This window comes from Stenotrophomonas sp. GQ19 (genome assembly GCF_059758695.1).
Genome location: NZ_JCAXES010000002.1, coordinates 455,730 through 469,994, shown reverse-complemented (window position 1 = coordinate 469,994; position 14,265 = coordinate 455,730). Strand labels below are relative to the sequence as shown.

Below are 14,265 nucleotides of genomic sequence, written 5' to 3'. Positions count from 1 at the left end.
ACTGTGAGGCTGCCAGAGCGCCGCCCCCGGCGGCCCCGGCGCCTTTTTCCGATCGAGCCCCAAGATGACCGAACTTCCGAGTGTCGATGACGTAAACAAGGCCAGCCAGGCGTTGGGCCTGGGCGCCAATGCCGCCGAACTGCATGGCGGGCTGTGCGGCTGGCTGTCTGCCGGCGGTGCGCCGGTGCGCGAATGGCCGGCGCGGGTGCTGGCCGATGACAACCTGCCGCTGCCCAGCGAGGACGATCCGCTGTCGCAGCTGCTGCAGGCCAGCGTGGCGCAGCTGGAAGACCGCGACTTTGCGTTCGAGCTGCTGCTCAGCGACGCCAGCGACACCGCCGCGCAGGCCGATGCGCTGTTCACCTGGGCGCGCGCCTTCCTGGGCGGCTTCGGGCTGGGCTCCGGTGGCCGTCGCCCGACGCTGTCCGAAGAGGGCGAAGAAGCCCTGAACGACCTGGCCAAGCTGGCCCAGGCCTCCAGCGAAGACTTCGAAAGCGGCAACGATGATGACGAAGACGCGCTGGCCGAGATCGAAGAGTTCATCCGCGTGGCGGTGCTGCTGCTGCACGGCGACTGCGTGATGGCCGCGCGCCACCGGCAGCGTCTGAACTGAGATGGATATCCGGCAGCTGACCGGCATCTCCGCCGCCGAGTACACCCGCCGCCGCCAGCAGTTGATGGAAATGGCCGGCGACGACGCGATCCTGGTGCTGCCGGCCGCGGCCGAGCGAGTGCGCAGTCTTGATACGCATTTCCCGTTCCGCCAGGACTCGGACTTCTGGTACCTGAGCGGCTTCCCGGAGCCGGACGCCGTGCTGGTGCTGATCCCCGGTCGGCGCCACGGCGAGGTGATCCTGTTCTGCCGTGAGCGCGACGCCGACCGCGAAGCCTGGGACGGCGCGCGTGCGGGGCAGGAAGGCGCGGTGTCGCAGTACGGGATGGACGATGCGTATCCCATCGACGACCTCGACGACATCCTGCCCGGTCTGCTGGAGGGGCGCTCGCGGGTGTACTACCACTTCGGCCGCGACGCCGAGTTCGACCTCAAGCTGATCGGCTGGGTCAACCGGGTGCGCTCGCAGGTGCGGCATGGCGCGCAGCCGCCGCATGAATTCCTGGAGCTTGGCCATCTGCTGCACGAACAGCGGCTGTTCAAGTCCAGCGCCGAGATCGCGCTGATGCAGCGCGCCGCCGATATCAGCGTGCAGGCCCACCGGGTAGCAATGCGGGTGGCGCGCCCGGGCATCCACGAGTACGAACTGCAGGCCGACCTGGAGCGCGAGTTCCGGGCAAATGATGCGTGCGCGGCATACTCCAGCATTGTCGGGGCCGGCGCCAACGGCTGCATCCTGCACTACCGCGACAACAACGCGCGATCGCGCGATGGCGAGCTGGTGCTGATCGATGCAGGCGCCGAGTACCGCGGCTACGCCAGCGACATCACCCGCACCTTCCCGGTGAACGGGCGCTTCAGTGCCGAACAGCGCGCGCTGCACGACCTGGTCGGCGCGGCGCAGGCGGCAGCGTTGGCGCAGGCCAAGCCGGGCAACGCGTATGAAGCCGGGCACCTGGCGGCCGTGCAGACCCTCACCGAAGGCCTGCTGCACCTGGGGCTGCTGAAGGGCAGTGCGGAAGAGAACATCGCCGAAGGCCATTACCAGCGTTTCTACCGGCACAAGACCGGGCACTGGCTGGGGCTGGACGTGCACGACGTGGGCGATTACCGGCTGGCCGGCGACTCGCGCATGCTGGAACCGGGCATGGTGTTCACCATCGAACCGGGCCTCTATGTGTCGGCAGATGACCGCAGCGTGGAAGCGCGCTGGCGCGGCATTGGCATCCGCACCGAGGATGACGTGCTGATCACCGAGGACGGGCACCAGGTGCTGACCGCGGCGCTGGCGCGCAGCGCCGATGAGATCGAAGAGGAAATGGCGGCGCGCTGACACCCGTAGAGCCGGGCTCTGCCCGGCATTGCGTGCAGCCGGGCAGAGCCCGGCTCTACGGGCGGCCGGGACACCGGTAGTGCCGGCCGCTGGCCGGCATTGCGTGCAGCCGGGCAGAGCCCGGCTCTACGGGCCGGCTGCCGTCAATCGGCCGCGGCGAACGCCGGGCGGGTCAGGTTGTCGGCATCGCCGTCGGTGCACAGCACTTCGTCTTCGATGCGGATGCCGCCGTAGGGGCGGAAGAAGTCGACGCGGCTCCAGTCGATGCTGTCACCGTTACCGGCCTGCTTCACTTCGTCCAGCAGCATGTCGATGAAGTACACGCCCGGTTCGATGGTCACCACCATGCCCGGCTCCAGCACACGGGTCAGGCGCAGGTACGGGTGGCCCTGCGGACGTTCGATGCGGCCGCCGCGGTCGCTGGCGGCAAAACCGGCCACATCGTGGACCTGCAGGCCGATCAGGTGGCCCAGGCCGTGCGGGAAGAACGCCGCGCTGACGCCGGTGGCCAGGGCCGCTTCGGGCGATACCTTGAGCACGCCGAAGTCCTTCAGGATCCCCATCAACGACAAGTGCGCGTCAACGTGCAGCTGCTTGTAGTCCACCCCGGCACGCACCCCGGCGGCCATCTGCTGCTGGGCCGCGTCGACCGCATCGATCATGGCCTGGAACTCGTCATGGCCGGCGGCGGCATAGGTGCGGGTGATGTCGCTGGCATACCCGTACGCGCTGGCACCGGCATCGATCAGGAAGCTGCGCAACGGCGTCGGCGCGCTGCGGCCCAGGTCGGTGTAGTGCAGCACGGCGGCATGTTCGTTGAGGCCGATGATGTTGCCGTAGGGCAGTTCGTTGGCGTCCTGGCCCACCGCACTGCAGTAGGCCATGTGGATCTCGAACTCGCTGGCGCCGGCGCGGAACGCGGCCTCGGCGGCGCGATGACCGCGCACGCCCAGGCGCTGGGCCTGGCGCATCAGTGCGATTTCATACGGGGTCTTGTAGCCGCGCTGCCAGTCCAGGTAATGCAGCACCGGCTCGGGGTTGTTCGGCACGAACGCACCCAAGGCGCTCTGCGGCTCGCCCAGGATCGCGCAGCGTGCCGGGTCCTTGGGCAGCAGCGCCAGGGCATGCTCGGCGCTGCGGATGATCTCGATGTTGAAGTGCTCCACCCACCAGCCGTTGGGGGCATCGGGCACCACGTGCCAGTAGTCGAACGGCTGGAAGAAGATCAGCGTCGGGCGCTGGCCGGGGGTGTACACCAGCCAGCTGTTGGGCAGCTTGGTCAGCGGCAGCCACGCCTTGAAGTTCGGGTTCACCGCGTAGGGGTAGTCGCGGTCGTCGAACGCCTGGTAGTGCTGGGTGCCGCTGGGAATTACCAGGTGGTCGAAACCGCCGCGGGCCAGCGCTTCATCGGCACGCTGGCGCAGCACGCTGACGTGATGGGAGTACAGGGCGCCAAGGTCAGGCTGGTTCATCGCGGAGGCTCGTTGGGCAGTGCGGAGTGCAGCCCATGATTCTGCCGCAATCAGGCCCGTCGCGCTGTGCCGGAACCGGCACTCAGACCGCCGAAGTTTCCTGCGCGATCCACGCCCGCAGCAATTCGCGGTGCTCGCGGCTGAGCGTGATGAAACGGAAGCCCACCCAGGCCTGGCCGGGGGCATGGGTCTGCTCGCTCCACAGCTGGTGCGCGCCCACGTCCAGGGCAACGGGCTGGCCGTTCGGGCCGGGAATGGCGAACTGCAGCTGGTACAGCGCGTCGTCGTGCATCGGTGCCGAGGCCAGCATGAGCATGCCGGTTTCGGAAATATTGCCGAGCCGTCCCACCACTGCCTCGGCCAGCATGTCGGTGACAGGCACCAGTTCGGCCACCTGGCGGCGCGGCGCGCGGCGGGTATCGGTATCGGCGGTCATGGAGCGGTCTCTGCGGCAGGGCCAGGGCCGGCCAGCGAACGCAGCGTGCGCAGCGTCGCCTGCCAGGCGCGGTCGATCAGGCGGCTCTTGTCCTCGTTGACGATGCGCACCTGGCCATGCGCCATCAGGCGGGCCAGCGCATCCAGCGAGTGTTCCCCCACCTTCTGCCCGCGCGGATTGACGAACAACGCATTGTCGGTGAGCAGGCTGTACCACGACAGCCGCTGGCGGCGCAGGTCGCCCTGCTGGTTGGTGGTGAATTCGAACCAGGTGCCGAACGGCAGCGTGCGCAGCTGGCGATAGCAGTCTTCCTCGGCCAGGCTGCGTGCCAGCGGCGCGACCTTGCGTGGCTCGTGGCCCTCGCCCTGTTCGCCCAGACGGGTGCGGGCACGGATCCGGGCGGTCAGTTCGGTGCGCGAACTGCCTTCATCTTCGCCGCCCGGGGAGGACAGGCGCCGCGCGATCGCGGCCGCTTCGTCCTGGTGGTAGCCCACCTGCAGCAGCGCGGCTTCCACCTGGCCGCCCAGGTCGGCATCGCTCGGCGCGGTGCCGGGCGGCTGGCAGGTCACCTCGGCAATCCGGGCGGTTTCCTGCTCGCGCTGCTGCCATTGCTCGGAGCCTTCGCCATGCCGAAGCAGGGTGAGGGTGAGCACGTCCGACCACGCCTGCTTCAGCAGCGACTGCACGAAGCGCGGGGGTTCGGATTGGGCGCACAGCTGTTCGATGCTGGCGCCGGCCTGCTGCTTGGCCGACTCCAGGCGTTCCTTGCCGCGCGCGGCTTCCACATGGCGGCGCTCGGCCAGTTCGGCCTTGTGCGCCAGTGCGCGGAAGTGCTGCTGGATGTCTTCGTTGGCGGCCTCGAACACCGCCGCGTCGCCCTGGTAGTCGTCCACCACCTGGTCTACGGCGCGGCCCAGCTTCTGCACCAGCTGCGGATCCACGTCGTCTTCGCCCAGCCAGTTGGCACCCGCTTCGGCCACCGCATTGAGCAGCTCCCGCGCGGGATGCTGGTCGCGCACGAAGAACGCCGGGTCGGACAGGGCGGCCCGGGCCACCGGGACCTGCAGGCGCGCGAGCAGGTCGGCGGCGACCGCGTCCGGGCGCACTTCGCGCTGGATCTGCCCGTAGAGCATGTCCAGCAGGTCGAAGGTGTCGCTGTCCTTGACGGTCAAGGCGGCCTGCGCGCCATGGTCGGCGCGCATCTGGGCCAGCAGCGCGTTGTGCAGGTCGGCCATGCTGCGCCGGGCCGTGCCGGTACCGGCGCTCTGGGCCTGCAGTTTGGCCAGGGTGGCATGGACCGATTCGCTGGCCACCGCAACTTGCGGGCCGGCAGAGGAGGCGGGGCTGGCCGCCGTTGGAACACCCGGCGACTCCACGGCGCCGCCAGCCGCCGCGCCGCTGCTTGCAGTGGTACCGCCAGAACTGCCCGTCGCCCCGGCAAGGCCAGTGGCGCTGGCTTGGCGCGCGGCGTCGAGCAGCTGGTGCAGGGCAGACATGGCGGGCGCCGACAGATCCTGCGGCGCAGCGCCTGCTGCTGAAACCGGTGCGTTACTTTCCGCACCGGCGGGCACGGGCGGGCCGGTGCGCAGCGAGGCGGGCAGGTCGCCCATTGCCTCGCTGGTCATCGCCGCCCACGCGCTGTTGCTGGCCGATCCGCTCCACCCGGTCAGGGGGCGATTGACCTTGCCGCCTTCACGCGCCGGGCCGCTGCGTTCGGCGCCGGTGACGATGCGCCGGGTGGTGGCCGACCGCGCCAGGTAGGGGGTGTAGACCAGGCCGGGCAGGACACCTTCGTGCCCGAGCAGGATGTTGGCGCGTTCCAGCAGTTCGCCCAACCGGTCGATCAACTGGCGGTCGAACACGCGGTAGAGCGCCAGCTGGGTTTCCAGCCCCAGTTCGAAGCGTTCACCGAGTTCCCGCACGATCCGGCACAGCACGTGCGGGCCGAACGGCAGGTCTTCGACATCGAACTCCGGGCCGGCGGCGAGCACCGCGAAGCGTTGCCCCAGCAGTTGCAGGGCGCTGGCCGACCGTTGCGCCTCGCGGCGGGTGATCTCCACCAGCACGATGTCGCGGTCGATGTCGGTGTCGGCCACCAGGGTCAGGGTACTGGCGGTGAGGGTGCTGGCCGCCGGGGTCGGCACATGGCGCACGCGCGGCTCGCGCAGCTGGGCCAGGGCGTCCCCCAGTGCGTCCAGGAACAGCGGGGCGAACTGTGCGTTGACCTCGTGCAGGCGCCGTGTCTGGGCATAGATGTCGGCCTGGATCTGGCTGTTGCGCGCGCGCTCGGCATCGCGGAACAGCTCGCGCTCCAGTTCGACGATGGTCAGTTTCAGCGGGGTGGCCAGGGTCTGCGCGGCCAACGCGTGCAGCGACGCCAGCAGGCGGCGCACGCGCGGCGGCGCGGCCACGTGGGCGAAACGGGCCGGGTCGGTCTGGGACGATGAAGGTGCGGACGCAGACATCCGTTGTGGTTCCGGCTCCCCTGAGAGTAAGGAATTTAACGGTTTCGCGGTGTCCCCGCCAGAAGGGATCCCCCGACACCCGGCGCTGCTCTTCGCGCACGGTCGGGATGTCGCCAACAGCAGCCGACCAACGGTCGGCTCTACCCCCGCGCATCGCCCCCGACGTAGAGCCGACCGTTGGTCGGCTGCCGTCGGCGGAATCCCAGGCATGCGCAGCTGGCACCAGATCGACGGCAACAGATCAACAGCAGCCGACCAACGGTCGGCTCTACCCCCACGCATCGCCCCCGACGTAGAGCCGACCGTTGGTCGGCTGCCGTCGGCGGAATCCCAGGCATGCGCAGCTGGAATCAGATCGACGGCAACAGATCAACAGCAGCCGACCAACGGTCGGCTCTACGCGGGGAGGAACAGTTCGACCACGTCGTTGGTGAAACGCCGGCCCAGCTCGGTGGGGCGGGCATGCTCGCCGTCCAGGGTCATCCAGCCGCGCTGGATCGCCGCCTGCAAGGGCACGGCGATGCTCGCGCGCTCCAGACCGGTGCGCGATTCGAAGTCCTTCAGCGTGAACCCTTCATGCAGACGCAGCAGGTTGAGCATGTATTCGAACGGCAGGCGCTCGCCATCGATCACGTCATCGCCGCCGATCGCCGCTGCCGTGCCCGCCGCGTCCATGAAGGTCTGCGGGTGCTTGTGCTTCCAGCGCCGCAGCACGTGCTGCTCGGCACCGCTGCTGATCTTGCCGTGCGCGCCCGCGCCGATGCCCAGGTAGTCGCCGAAGCGCCAGTAGTTCAGGTTGTGCGCGCTCTGTCGGCCCGGCTTGGCGTAGGCACTGACCTCGTACTGCGCGTAGCCGGCCTCGGCCAGCAGCGCCTGGCAGTGCTCCTGGATGTCCCACGCCGAATCCTCGTCGGGGATGCCCTGGGGCGGCCGCGCGAAGAACACCGTGTTCGGCTCCAAGGTGAGCTGGTAGTGCGACATGTGCGTGGGCTGCAGCGCGAACGCGCGTTCCAGGTCATGTTCGGCCTGGGCCAGCGTCTGCTGCGGCAGCGCGTACATCAGGTCGATGTTGAAATTGTCGTAGCCCGCATCCTGGGCCAGCTTCACCGCACGCTCGGCTTCACCACTGTCGTGGATGCGTCCCAGGCGCTTGAGCGCCTCGTCGTTGAAGGTCTGTATGCCGAAGCTGATGCGGTTCACCCCGGCCGCGCGGTAGCGGTCGAAACGGCCGTGTTCGGCGGTGCCCGGATTGGTTTCCAGGGTCACTTCCAGGTTCGGCGCAAAGCGCAGCCGGGCCGACGCCGCCTGCAGGAAACGGTCGATCGCCTCGGGCGGGAACAGGCTGGGCGTGCCACCGCCGAAGAACACGCTGCTCACCACCCGGCCCCAGACCAGCGGCAGGTCCTGATCCAGATCGCGGATCAGGGCGTCGATGTACGCCTCGAACGGCAGTTCACCCTTGGCCGCATGCGAGTTGAAATCGCAGTACGGGCATTTGCGCACGCACCACGGCAGGTGCACGTACAGCGCCAGCGGCGGCGGAATCAGCCGCGGCGCGTGGTCGTGGTCGCCCGCGCAGTGTTCGCCGGGCAGGTGGTCGCAATGGTCGTGGGGCTGAGGCATGGAATTCACGGGTAGTGCCGGCCGCTGGCCGGCTCTCCAGACATCATCAGGGGAGGCATCACAGCAACGCGGGCAGTTTCTGCTTGAGCAACTGCAGGGCCAGCGCGCGATGGCTGATGGCATTCTTCTGCGCGGGGTCCATTTCCGCCGCGGTCAGGCCGTGCGTCGGGTCCAGGAAGACCGGGTTGTACCCGAAGCCGTTGCTGCCACGCGTTTCGTCCAGGATCACCCCTTCCCAGCTGCCTTCGCAGATCAGCGGCTGCGGGTCGTTGGCGTGGCGCAGCAGTACGATCACCGCGTAGAAGCGGGCGGTGCGGCGCTCGGCCGGCACCTCGCGCAGCGCGTCGAGCAGCTTGGCGTTGTTGGCCGCATCGTTGGTCGGACTGCCCGCATAGCGCGCGCTGTACAGACCGGGCGCGCCGTCCAGCGCGTCCACGATCAGGCCCGAATCGTCGGCCAGCGCCGGCAGGCCGGTGACGGCACTGGCGTGGCGGGCCTTGATCAGCGCGTTCTCGACGAAGGTCAGGCCGGTTTCCGGCACGTCACTGACGCCCAGCTCGCCCTGCGCCACGATCTGCAGCGGCAGGTCGCCCAGCATGGCCTGCAGTTCCTTCAGCTTGCCGGCGTTGCCGCTGGCCAGTACCAGTGTCTTCATTTCGGCTCCAGCAGGTCCCAGGTGTTGCCATACAGGTCGCGGAACACCGCCACGGTGGCGTACACCTCGTCGCGGGGGGTCTCCAGGAATTCCACGCCACGCGCGGTCATCGCGGCGTGGTCGCGCCAGAAATCGTCGGTGTTCAGGAAGAAGCCGACGCGGCCGCCGGTCTGGTTGCCGATCCGGCTGCGCTGCTCGTCATTGCTGGCACGCGCCAGCAGCAGGGCAGCTGCGCTGCCGTCGCTCGGCCCGACCACCACCCAGCGCTTGTCGCCCTGGTCGATGTCGTCGATCAGGGCAAAGCCGAGCATGCCGGTGTACCAGGCAATGGCCTCGTCGTAGTCGGCCACCACCAGGGTGGTCAGCGCGATGCGGCGGTTCATGCAGACGCCAGGGCGGCCTGCTGCGCCGCGAACAGGTCCTTGATGCCCTTCTCGGCCAGCACCAGCAGCGCGTCCAGCTCGTCGCGGCGGAACGCGTGGCCTTCGGCGGTGCCCTGCAGTTCGATGAAACCGCCGCCGTCGTTCATGACCACGTTCATGTCGGTGTCGCAGTCACTGTCTTCGGCGTAGTCCAGGTCGAGCACCGGGGTGCCGCGGTACACGCCCACCGACACCGCCGCCACCGCGCCGAAGATCGGGTTGCGCTTGATGTCGCCGCGCTTGATCAGGAAGTTCACCGCGTCCACCAGCGCCACGTAGGCACCGGTGATGGCGGCGGTACGGGTGCCGCCATCGGCCTGCAGGACGTCGCAGTCCAGGGTGATGGTGCGTTCGCCCAAAGCGCCGCGGTCGATGCAGGCGCGCAGGGTGCGGCCGATCAGGCGCTGGATTTCCAGCGTGCGGCCGCCCTGCTTGCCGCGCGCCGCTTCGCGGTCGTTGCGGGTGTGGGTGGAGCGCGGCAGCATGCCGTACTCGGCGGTGACCCAGCCTTCGCCCTTGCCACGCAGGAAGCCGGGCACGCGGTTTTCCACGCTGGCGGTGCACAGCACGCGGGTTTCACCGAAGCTGACCAGCACCGAGCCCTCGGCGTGACGGGTGAAGGCGCGCTCGATGCGCACTTCGCGCAGCTGGTCGGCCTGGCGGCCGCTGGGACGGGTGTCGGACATGCGTTGGGGTTCCGTGAAAGCTGGGGGAACGCGACCATGCCCGCACCCCGAGGGGGCAGGCAGGGAGGCTCGAATGAGACCGCTAGGGTACCATTCCCCCTTTGGGAACATCGGAAAACCCACCATGATTCGAAGCATGACCGCCTATGCCGGCGGCGAGCGCGCCACCCGCTGGGGCACGCTGGCCTGTGAGCTGCGCTCGGTCAACCACCGGTTCCTGGAGGTGGGCGTGCGCCTGCCCGACGAGCTGCGTGCGTTGGAACCGCAGCTGCGCGAGCGCGTCGCTTCCCGCTGCAGCCGCGGCAAGATCGACCTGGTCATGCGCCTGCGCGCGCCGGAGGTCACCGGTGCACTGGTGGTCAACGACGTGCTGCTGGCCCAGCTGGGCGAACTGGCCCGCCGTCTGGCGCCGGGCTTCCCCAGCCTGCAGGTGAGCTTCACCGAGCTGCTGCAGGTGCCGGGCGTGATGCAGGGCGAAGCGGTGGACGCCGCGGCGCTGCATGCCGAGGCGCTGGCCCTGCTGGATGCCACCCTGGACGGCTTCGTGGCCGCGCGTGAGCGTGAAGGCGACAAGCTGGCCGCCGCCATCCAGGAACGCGTGGACGGGGTGGAGCGCATCGCTGCCGAGGTCACCACGCTGATTCCGCTGATCCGCGAGGGCCAGCGCACCAAGCTGGCCGCGCGCCTGGCCGACCTGCCGCACCCGGTCGATCCGGGCCGTGCCGAGCAGGAGCTGGTGATGTGGCTGCAGAAACTGGACGTGGATGAAGAGCTGGACCGCCTGGGCAGCCACATCGTCGAAATCCGCCGGGTGTTCACCCAGCGCGAGCCGGTGGGCCGCCGCCTGGACTTCCTGCTGCAGGAATTCAACCGCGAAGCCAACACGCTGGGCTCCAAGTCGGTGGACAGCCGCACCTCCAATGCCGCCGTCGAGCTGAAGGTTCTGATCGACCAGATCCGCGAACAGGTGCAGAACATCGAATGAGCAGCCAGCCCACGCCCGCCGGTGCGCCTGCGCGCGGCACCCTGTACATCGTGGCCGCGCCCTCCGGGGCCGGCAAGAGCAGCATCGTCAACGCCACGCTGGCGCGCGACCCGCAGATCGCCCTGTCGATCTCGTTCACCTCGCGGGCCACGCGCCCGGGTGAAATCAACGGCGAGCACTACCATTTCGTCAGCGCCGAGGAATTCGAGCGGATGATCGCCGCCGGCGATTTCTTCGAACATGCCTGGGTGCATGGCGACTGGAAGGGCACCGCGCGGCAGTCGGTGGAACCGCAGCTGGCCGCCGGCCAGGACGTCCTGCTGGAGATCGACTGGCAGGGCGCCCAGCAGGTCCGGCAGCTGGTGCCGGGCACGGTGACGGTGTTCATCCTGCCGCCGTCCAAGCAGGCCCTGCAGGACCGCATGCGCAAGCGCGGCCAGGACAGCGAGGCGGTGATTGCCCAGCGCCTGTCCGCCGCGCGTGAAGAGATGCTGCACTTCAACGACTTCGACTACGTGATCGTCAACGAGGTGTTCGAGACCGCAGTGGACGAGCTGTGCGCCATCTTCACGGCCAGCCGGCTGCGCCGGGAGGCCCAGAAGGTCCGCCACGCGGGCCTGATCCAGGCCCTGTTGACCCAGGATGCGGCCTCAACTGACTGATTCCAAACGGGGTGCTAGCGGGTTGGCTTGATTTTGTCCAGCCCCCGCCGGTACAATCCGTCCCCTTTCCCTCATTCGATTGAGCAGCCCTCACCGGCTGCCGGGAGCCCGCATGGCCCGCATCACCGTAGAAGATTGTCTGGAAGTCGTGAACAACCGTTTCGAACTGGTCATGATGGCGTCCAAGCGCGCCCGTCAGCTGGCCAATGGCGTTCAGGCCACCCTGGACAACAGCGAAACCGAAGACAAGCCGACCGTGCTGGCGCTGCGCGAAATTGCGGCCCGCAAGATCGACAACGCCCTGATCGACGAAGTCGAGAAGGCCGAACGCGAGCGTGCAGAGCGTGAAGCACTGGAATGGGCCGCTGCCGAAGTCGTTGCCGACGAAGACATGTCCAAGAACGACGACTGATCGCCTCGCGCGAACCGGTTGTGGTTGCACGAACAGCCCGCCTTGGCGGGCTGTTCTGCGTCTGGGCCGCGGAAACACCGGAACGCAACGACGCAGGGTGATCTGTCCAGGCAACGACCGTTGGCCATCGCGCCACCACCGTCCAACGAGGTAGACGACGACCGTTGGTCGTCGCAGCCCCCTCCGATCCCTGTTCAGATGTTTGCCGTTATCCCGCCGCTGGAATAGTCTTCCAGCATGAACCCAGGCCCCACTGCCAAGGTCGCCTCGCCCCCCGGCGCGGCCGTACCCGACTATGTCCTCCAGCTCGAACGCGCAGCGCATTACCTGCCGCCCGAGCAACTGCCGTTGCTGCGCCGTGCCTGGGAAGTGGGTGCCTCCGCGCATGCCGGGCAGACCCGCAAGTCCGGTGAGCCCTACATCACCCATCCGGTGGCCGTGGCCCAGGTGCTGGCCGAGCTCGGCCTGGACGTCGAAGCGCTGATCGCCGCGATCCTGCACGACACCATCGAAGACACCCCGCTCACGCGCGAGGAACTGGCCGCCGAGTTCGGCGAAGCGGTGGCCGAGCTGGTCGACGGCGTAACCAAGCTGGACAAGCTGAAATTCCGCGACCGCCAGGAAGCGGCCGCCGAGAGCTTCCGCAAGATGCTGCTGGCGATGTCGCGCGACCTGCGCGTGATCATGATCAAGCTGGCCGACCGCCTGCACAACATGCGCACGCTGGGCGCGCAGAGCCGCGAAGCGCGCGGCCGCATCGCCCGTGAAACGCTGGAGATCTACGCCCCCATCGCGCAGCGGCTGGGCATGAGCCTGGTCAAAAGCGAGCTGCAGAACCTGGGCTTCAAGGCGCTGTACCCGTGGCGCCACGCCATCCTGGAAAAGCACATCCGCAGCCAGCCGGTGGTCCGCCGCGAGGCGATGGCGCAGGTGGAAGTGCAGCTGTCGCAGCGGCTGGCCAAGGAAGGGCTGGAGCACCGGCTGGTCAGCCGCATCAAGACCCCGTGGAGCATCTACAACAAGATGCACGACGAGAACAAATCCTTCGACCAGGTGATGGATGTCTTCGGCTTCCGCCTGGTCGTGCGCAACGTGCCCAGCGCCTACCACGCGCTGGGCGCGGTGCATGCCACCTTCAAGCCGCTGGACGGGCGCTTCCGCGATTTCATCGCGATCCCCAAGGCCAACGGCTACCAGTCGCTGCACACGGTGCTGTTCGGGCCGTACGGGTCGCCGATCGAAGTGCAGATCCGTACCGAGGAAATGGACCTGATCGCCGAGCGCGGCGTGGCCGCGCACTGGACCTACAAGTTCGGCGGCGACTCGCCCAACAGCGCGCAGAGCCGCGCGCATGCCTGGATCGTGGAACTGATCGATTCCCAGCGCGCCGCCGGTTCGTCGCTGGAGTTCCTGGACAACGTCAAGGTGGACCTGTTCCCGGACGAGGTCTACCTGTTCACCCCGAAGGGCAAGATCCTGGCCCTGCCGCGCAACTCCACCGCGCTCGATTTCGCCTACGCGGTGCACACCGACGTGGGCAACATGGCCGTGGCCTCGCGCGTGGACAAGAAGCTGGTGCCGCTGCGCACCAAGCTGGTCAGCGGGCAGACCGTGGAAGTGATCACCGCGCGCTCGGCCACGCCCAAGCCGCAGTGGCTGGAGTTCGTGGTCAGTTCCAAGGCACGCACCGCCATCCGCCACCAGCTCAAGCAGCTGGAGCACGAAGACGCGGTGCAACTGGGCCACCGCATGCTCGACCGCGCGCTGGAGGCGATGGACAGCTCGCTCGAACGCCTGCCCAAGGGGCGCCTGGATGCGTTCCTGGCCGAACACCGGTACCCGCGCCTGGAGGCCCTGCTGGCTGAAGTGGCGCTGGGCAACTGGATGCCCAACCAGGCCGCGCAGGCGCTGATGGCCTACGCCGAGCTGCGCGGCGGCGCGCATTCCAAGCATTCGCAGGAAAAGATCCTGATCAACGGCAGCGAGCGTGGCGTGGTCAGCTTCGCCAACTGCTGCCAGCCGATCCCGGGCGACGACATCATGGGCTACCACACCGCCGGCAAGGGCATCGTGGTGCACCGCATGGACTGCCCGAACCTGGCCGAACTGCGCAAGTCGCCCGAGCGTTGGGTGCCCATTGGCTGGGACACCACCGTGTCCGGCGACTACGACACCTCGCTGGTGGTGGAAGTGGAAAACGGCACCGGCGTGCTGGCCCAGCTGGCCGCGGCGATCGCGCAGAGCCATTCCAACATCGAACGCGTGGACTACCTCGACCGCGATTTCAATGCGGCGGTACTGGCCTTCAACATCCAGGTCCGCGACCGCAACCACCTGGCCGAGGTCATGCGCAGGCTGCGACGGTTGTCGGTGGTGCAGTCGGTTCGCCGGCAGTAAACCGCGTTCCGCGCGGCGATGATGGGCGCCGACGCTCTTGGCGCACCACCGGGGGTAGAGCCGACCGTTGGTCGGCTGCTCGCGCACCGGACGGCGATGATTGC

The 14,265-nt window shown here is 68.4% G+C and carries 13 protein-coding genes; 6 read left to right on the top strand and 7 right to left on the bottom strand.

Going from position 1 to position 14,265, the window contains the following annotated elements; genetic code table 11:
- The first annotated feature begins 64 nt into the window (after positions 1 to 64).
- Both AC6CHL_RS06105 and AC6CHL_RS06100 read left to right on the top strand, forming a co-directional pair.
- Positions 65 to 613, top strand: coding sequence for a UPF0149 family protein (locus tag AC6CHL_RS06105; protein ID WP_354284618.1), 549 nt, complete (start codon positions 65 to 67; stop codon positions 611 to 613).
- A gap of 7 nt (positions 614 to 620) precedes the next feature.
- Positions 621 to 1,946 (top strand): aminopeptidase P N-terminal domain-containing protein, encoded by a 1,326-nt coding sequence (locus AC6CHL_RS06100; protein WP_314404263.1) that lies wholly within the window; start codon positions 621 to 623, stop codon positions 1,944 to 1,946.
- Between the two features lie 143 nt (positions 1,947 to 2,089).
- Here the strand turns inward: AC6CHL_RS06100 and pepQ are convergent, their stop codons facing one another.
- The 7 genes from pepQ to rph all read right to left on the bottom strand — a co-directional run bounded on the left by pepQ (position 2,090) and on the right by rph (position 9,705).
- On the bottom strand, positions 2,090 to 3,418 hold the full coding sequence (gene pepQ / locus AC6CHL_RS06095; RefSeq protein ID WP_498293820.1) for a Xaa-Pro dipeptidase: 1,329 nt from the start codon (positions 3,416 to 3,418) through the stop codon (positions 2,090 to 2,092).
- Between the two features lie 82 nt (positions 3,419 to 3,500).
- A complete protein-coding gene (locus AC6CHL_RS06090; RefSeq protein ID WP_038686485.1) occupies positions 3,501 to 3,854 on the bottom strand; it encodes a PilZ domain-containing protein in 354 nt (117 codons plus the stop codon).
- The gene (locus tag AC6CHL_RS06085) at positions 3,851 to 6,319 is read right to left on the bottom strand and encodes a DUF1631 domain-containing protein (RefSeq protein ID WP_498293818.1); all 2,469 of its coding nucleotides are present in this window, start codon (positions 6,317 to 6,319) and stop codon (positions 3,851 to 3,853) included. Before AC6CHL_RS06085 ends, AC6CHL_RS06090 begins: the two co-directional genes overlap by 4 nt.
- Positions 6,320 to 6,715: 396 nt before the next feature.
- Positions 6,716 to 7,942, bottom strand: coding sequence for a radical SAM family heme chaperone HemW (gene hemW, locus AC6CHL_RS06080; RefSeq protein WP_137190231.1), 1,227 nt, complete (start codon positions 7,940 to 7,942; stop codon positions 6,716 to 6,718).
- 58 nt (positions 7,943 to 8,000) lie between these two features.
- Complete coding sequence (gene rdgB / locus AC6CHL_RS06075) at positions 8,001 to 8,597, bottom strand: RdgB/HAM1 family non-canonical purine NTP pyrophosphatase (protein ID WP_463601590.1); 597 nt, start codon at positions 8,595 to 8,597, stop codon at positions 8,001 to 8,003.
- Positions 8,594 to 8,980 (bottom strand): VOC family protein, encoded by a 387-nt coding sequence (locus AC6CHL_RS06070; protein ID WP_447595489.1) that lies wholly within the window; start codon positions 8,978 to 8,980, stop codon positions 8,594 to 8,596. The genes rdgB and AC6CHL_RS06070 overlap by 4 nt, the downstream gene beginning before the upstream one ends.
- The gene (gene rph / locus AC6CHL_RS06065; protein WP_038686489.1) at positions 8,977 to 9,705 is read right to left on the bottom strand and encodes a ribonuclease PH; all 729 of its coding nucleotides are present in this window, start codon (positions 9,703 to 9,705) and stop codon (positions 8,977 to 8,979) included. Before rph ends, AC6CHL_RS06070 begins: the two co-directional genes overlap by 4 nt.
- Before the next feature lie 124 nt (positions 9,706 to 9,829).
- On the opposite strand from rph, the gene AC6CHL_RS06060 reads away from it, so the two are divergent.
- From AC6CHL_RS06060 to AC6CHL_RS06045, 4 genes are all read left to right on the top strand, one after another.
- Positions 9,830 to 10,690, top strand: a complete 861-nt coding sequence (locus AC6CHL_RS06060) for a YicC/YloC family endoribonuclease (protein ID WP_038686490.1) — start codon at positions 9,830 to 9,832, stop codon at positions 10,688 to 10,690.
- Positions 10,687 to 11,352 (top strand): guanylate kinase, encoded by a 666-nt coding sequence (gene gmk / locus AC6CHL_RS06055; RefSeq protein ID WP_051598735.1) that lies wholly within the window; start codon positions 10,687 to 10,689, stop codon positions 11,350 to 11,352. Before AC6CHL_RS06060 ends, gmk begins: the two co-directional genes overlap by 4 nt.
- A gap of 112 nt (positions 11,353 to 11,464) precedes the next feature.
- Positions 11,465 to 11,764, top strand: coding sequence for a DNA-directed RNA polymerase subunit omega (rpoZ, locus tag AC6CHL_RS06050; protein WP_005410877.1), 300 nt, complete (start codon positions 11,465 to 11,467; stop codon positions 11,762 to 11,764).
- A 237-nt stretch (positions 11,765 to 12,001) separates the two neighbouring features.
- Positions 12,002 to 14,161, top strand: a complete 2,160-nt coding sequence (locus AC6CHL_RS06045; protein ID WP_038686491.1) for a RelA/SpoT family protein — start codon at positions 12,002 to 12,004, stop codon at positions 14,159 to 14,161.
- Positions 14,162 to 14,265: the final 104 nt, after the last annotated feature.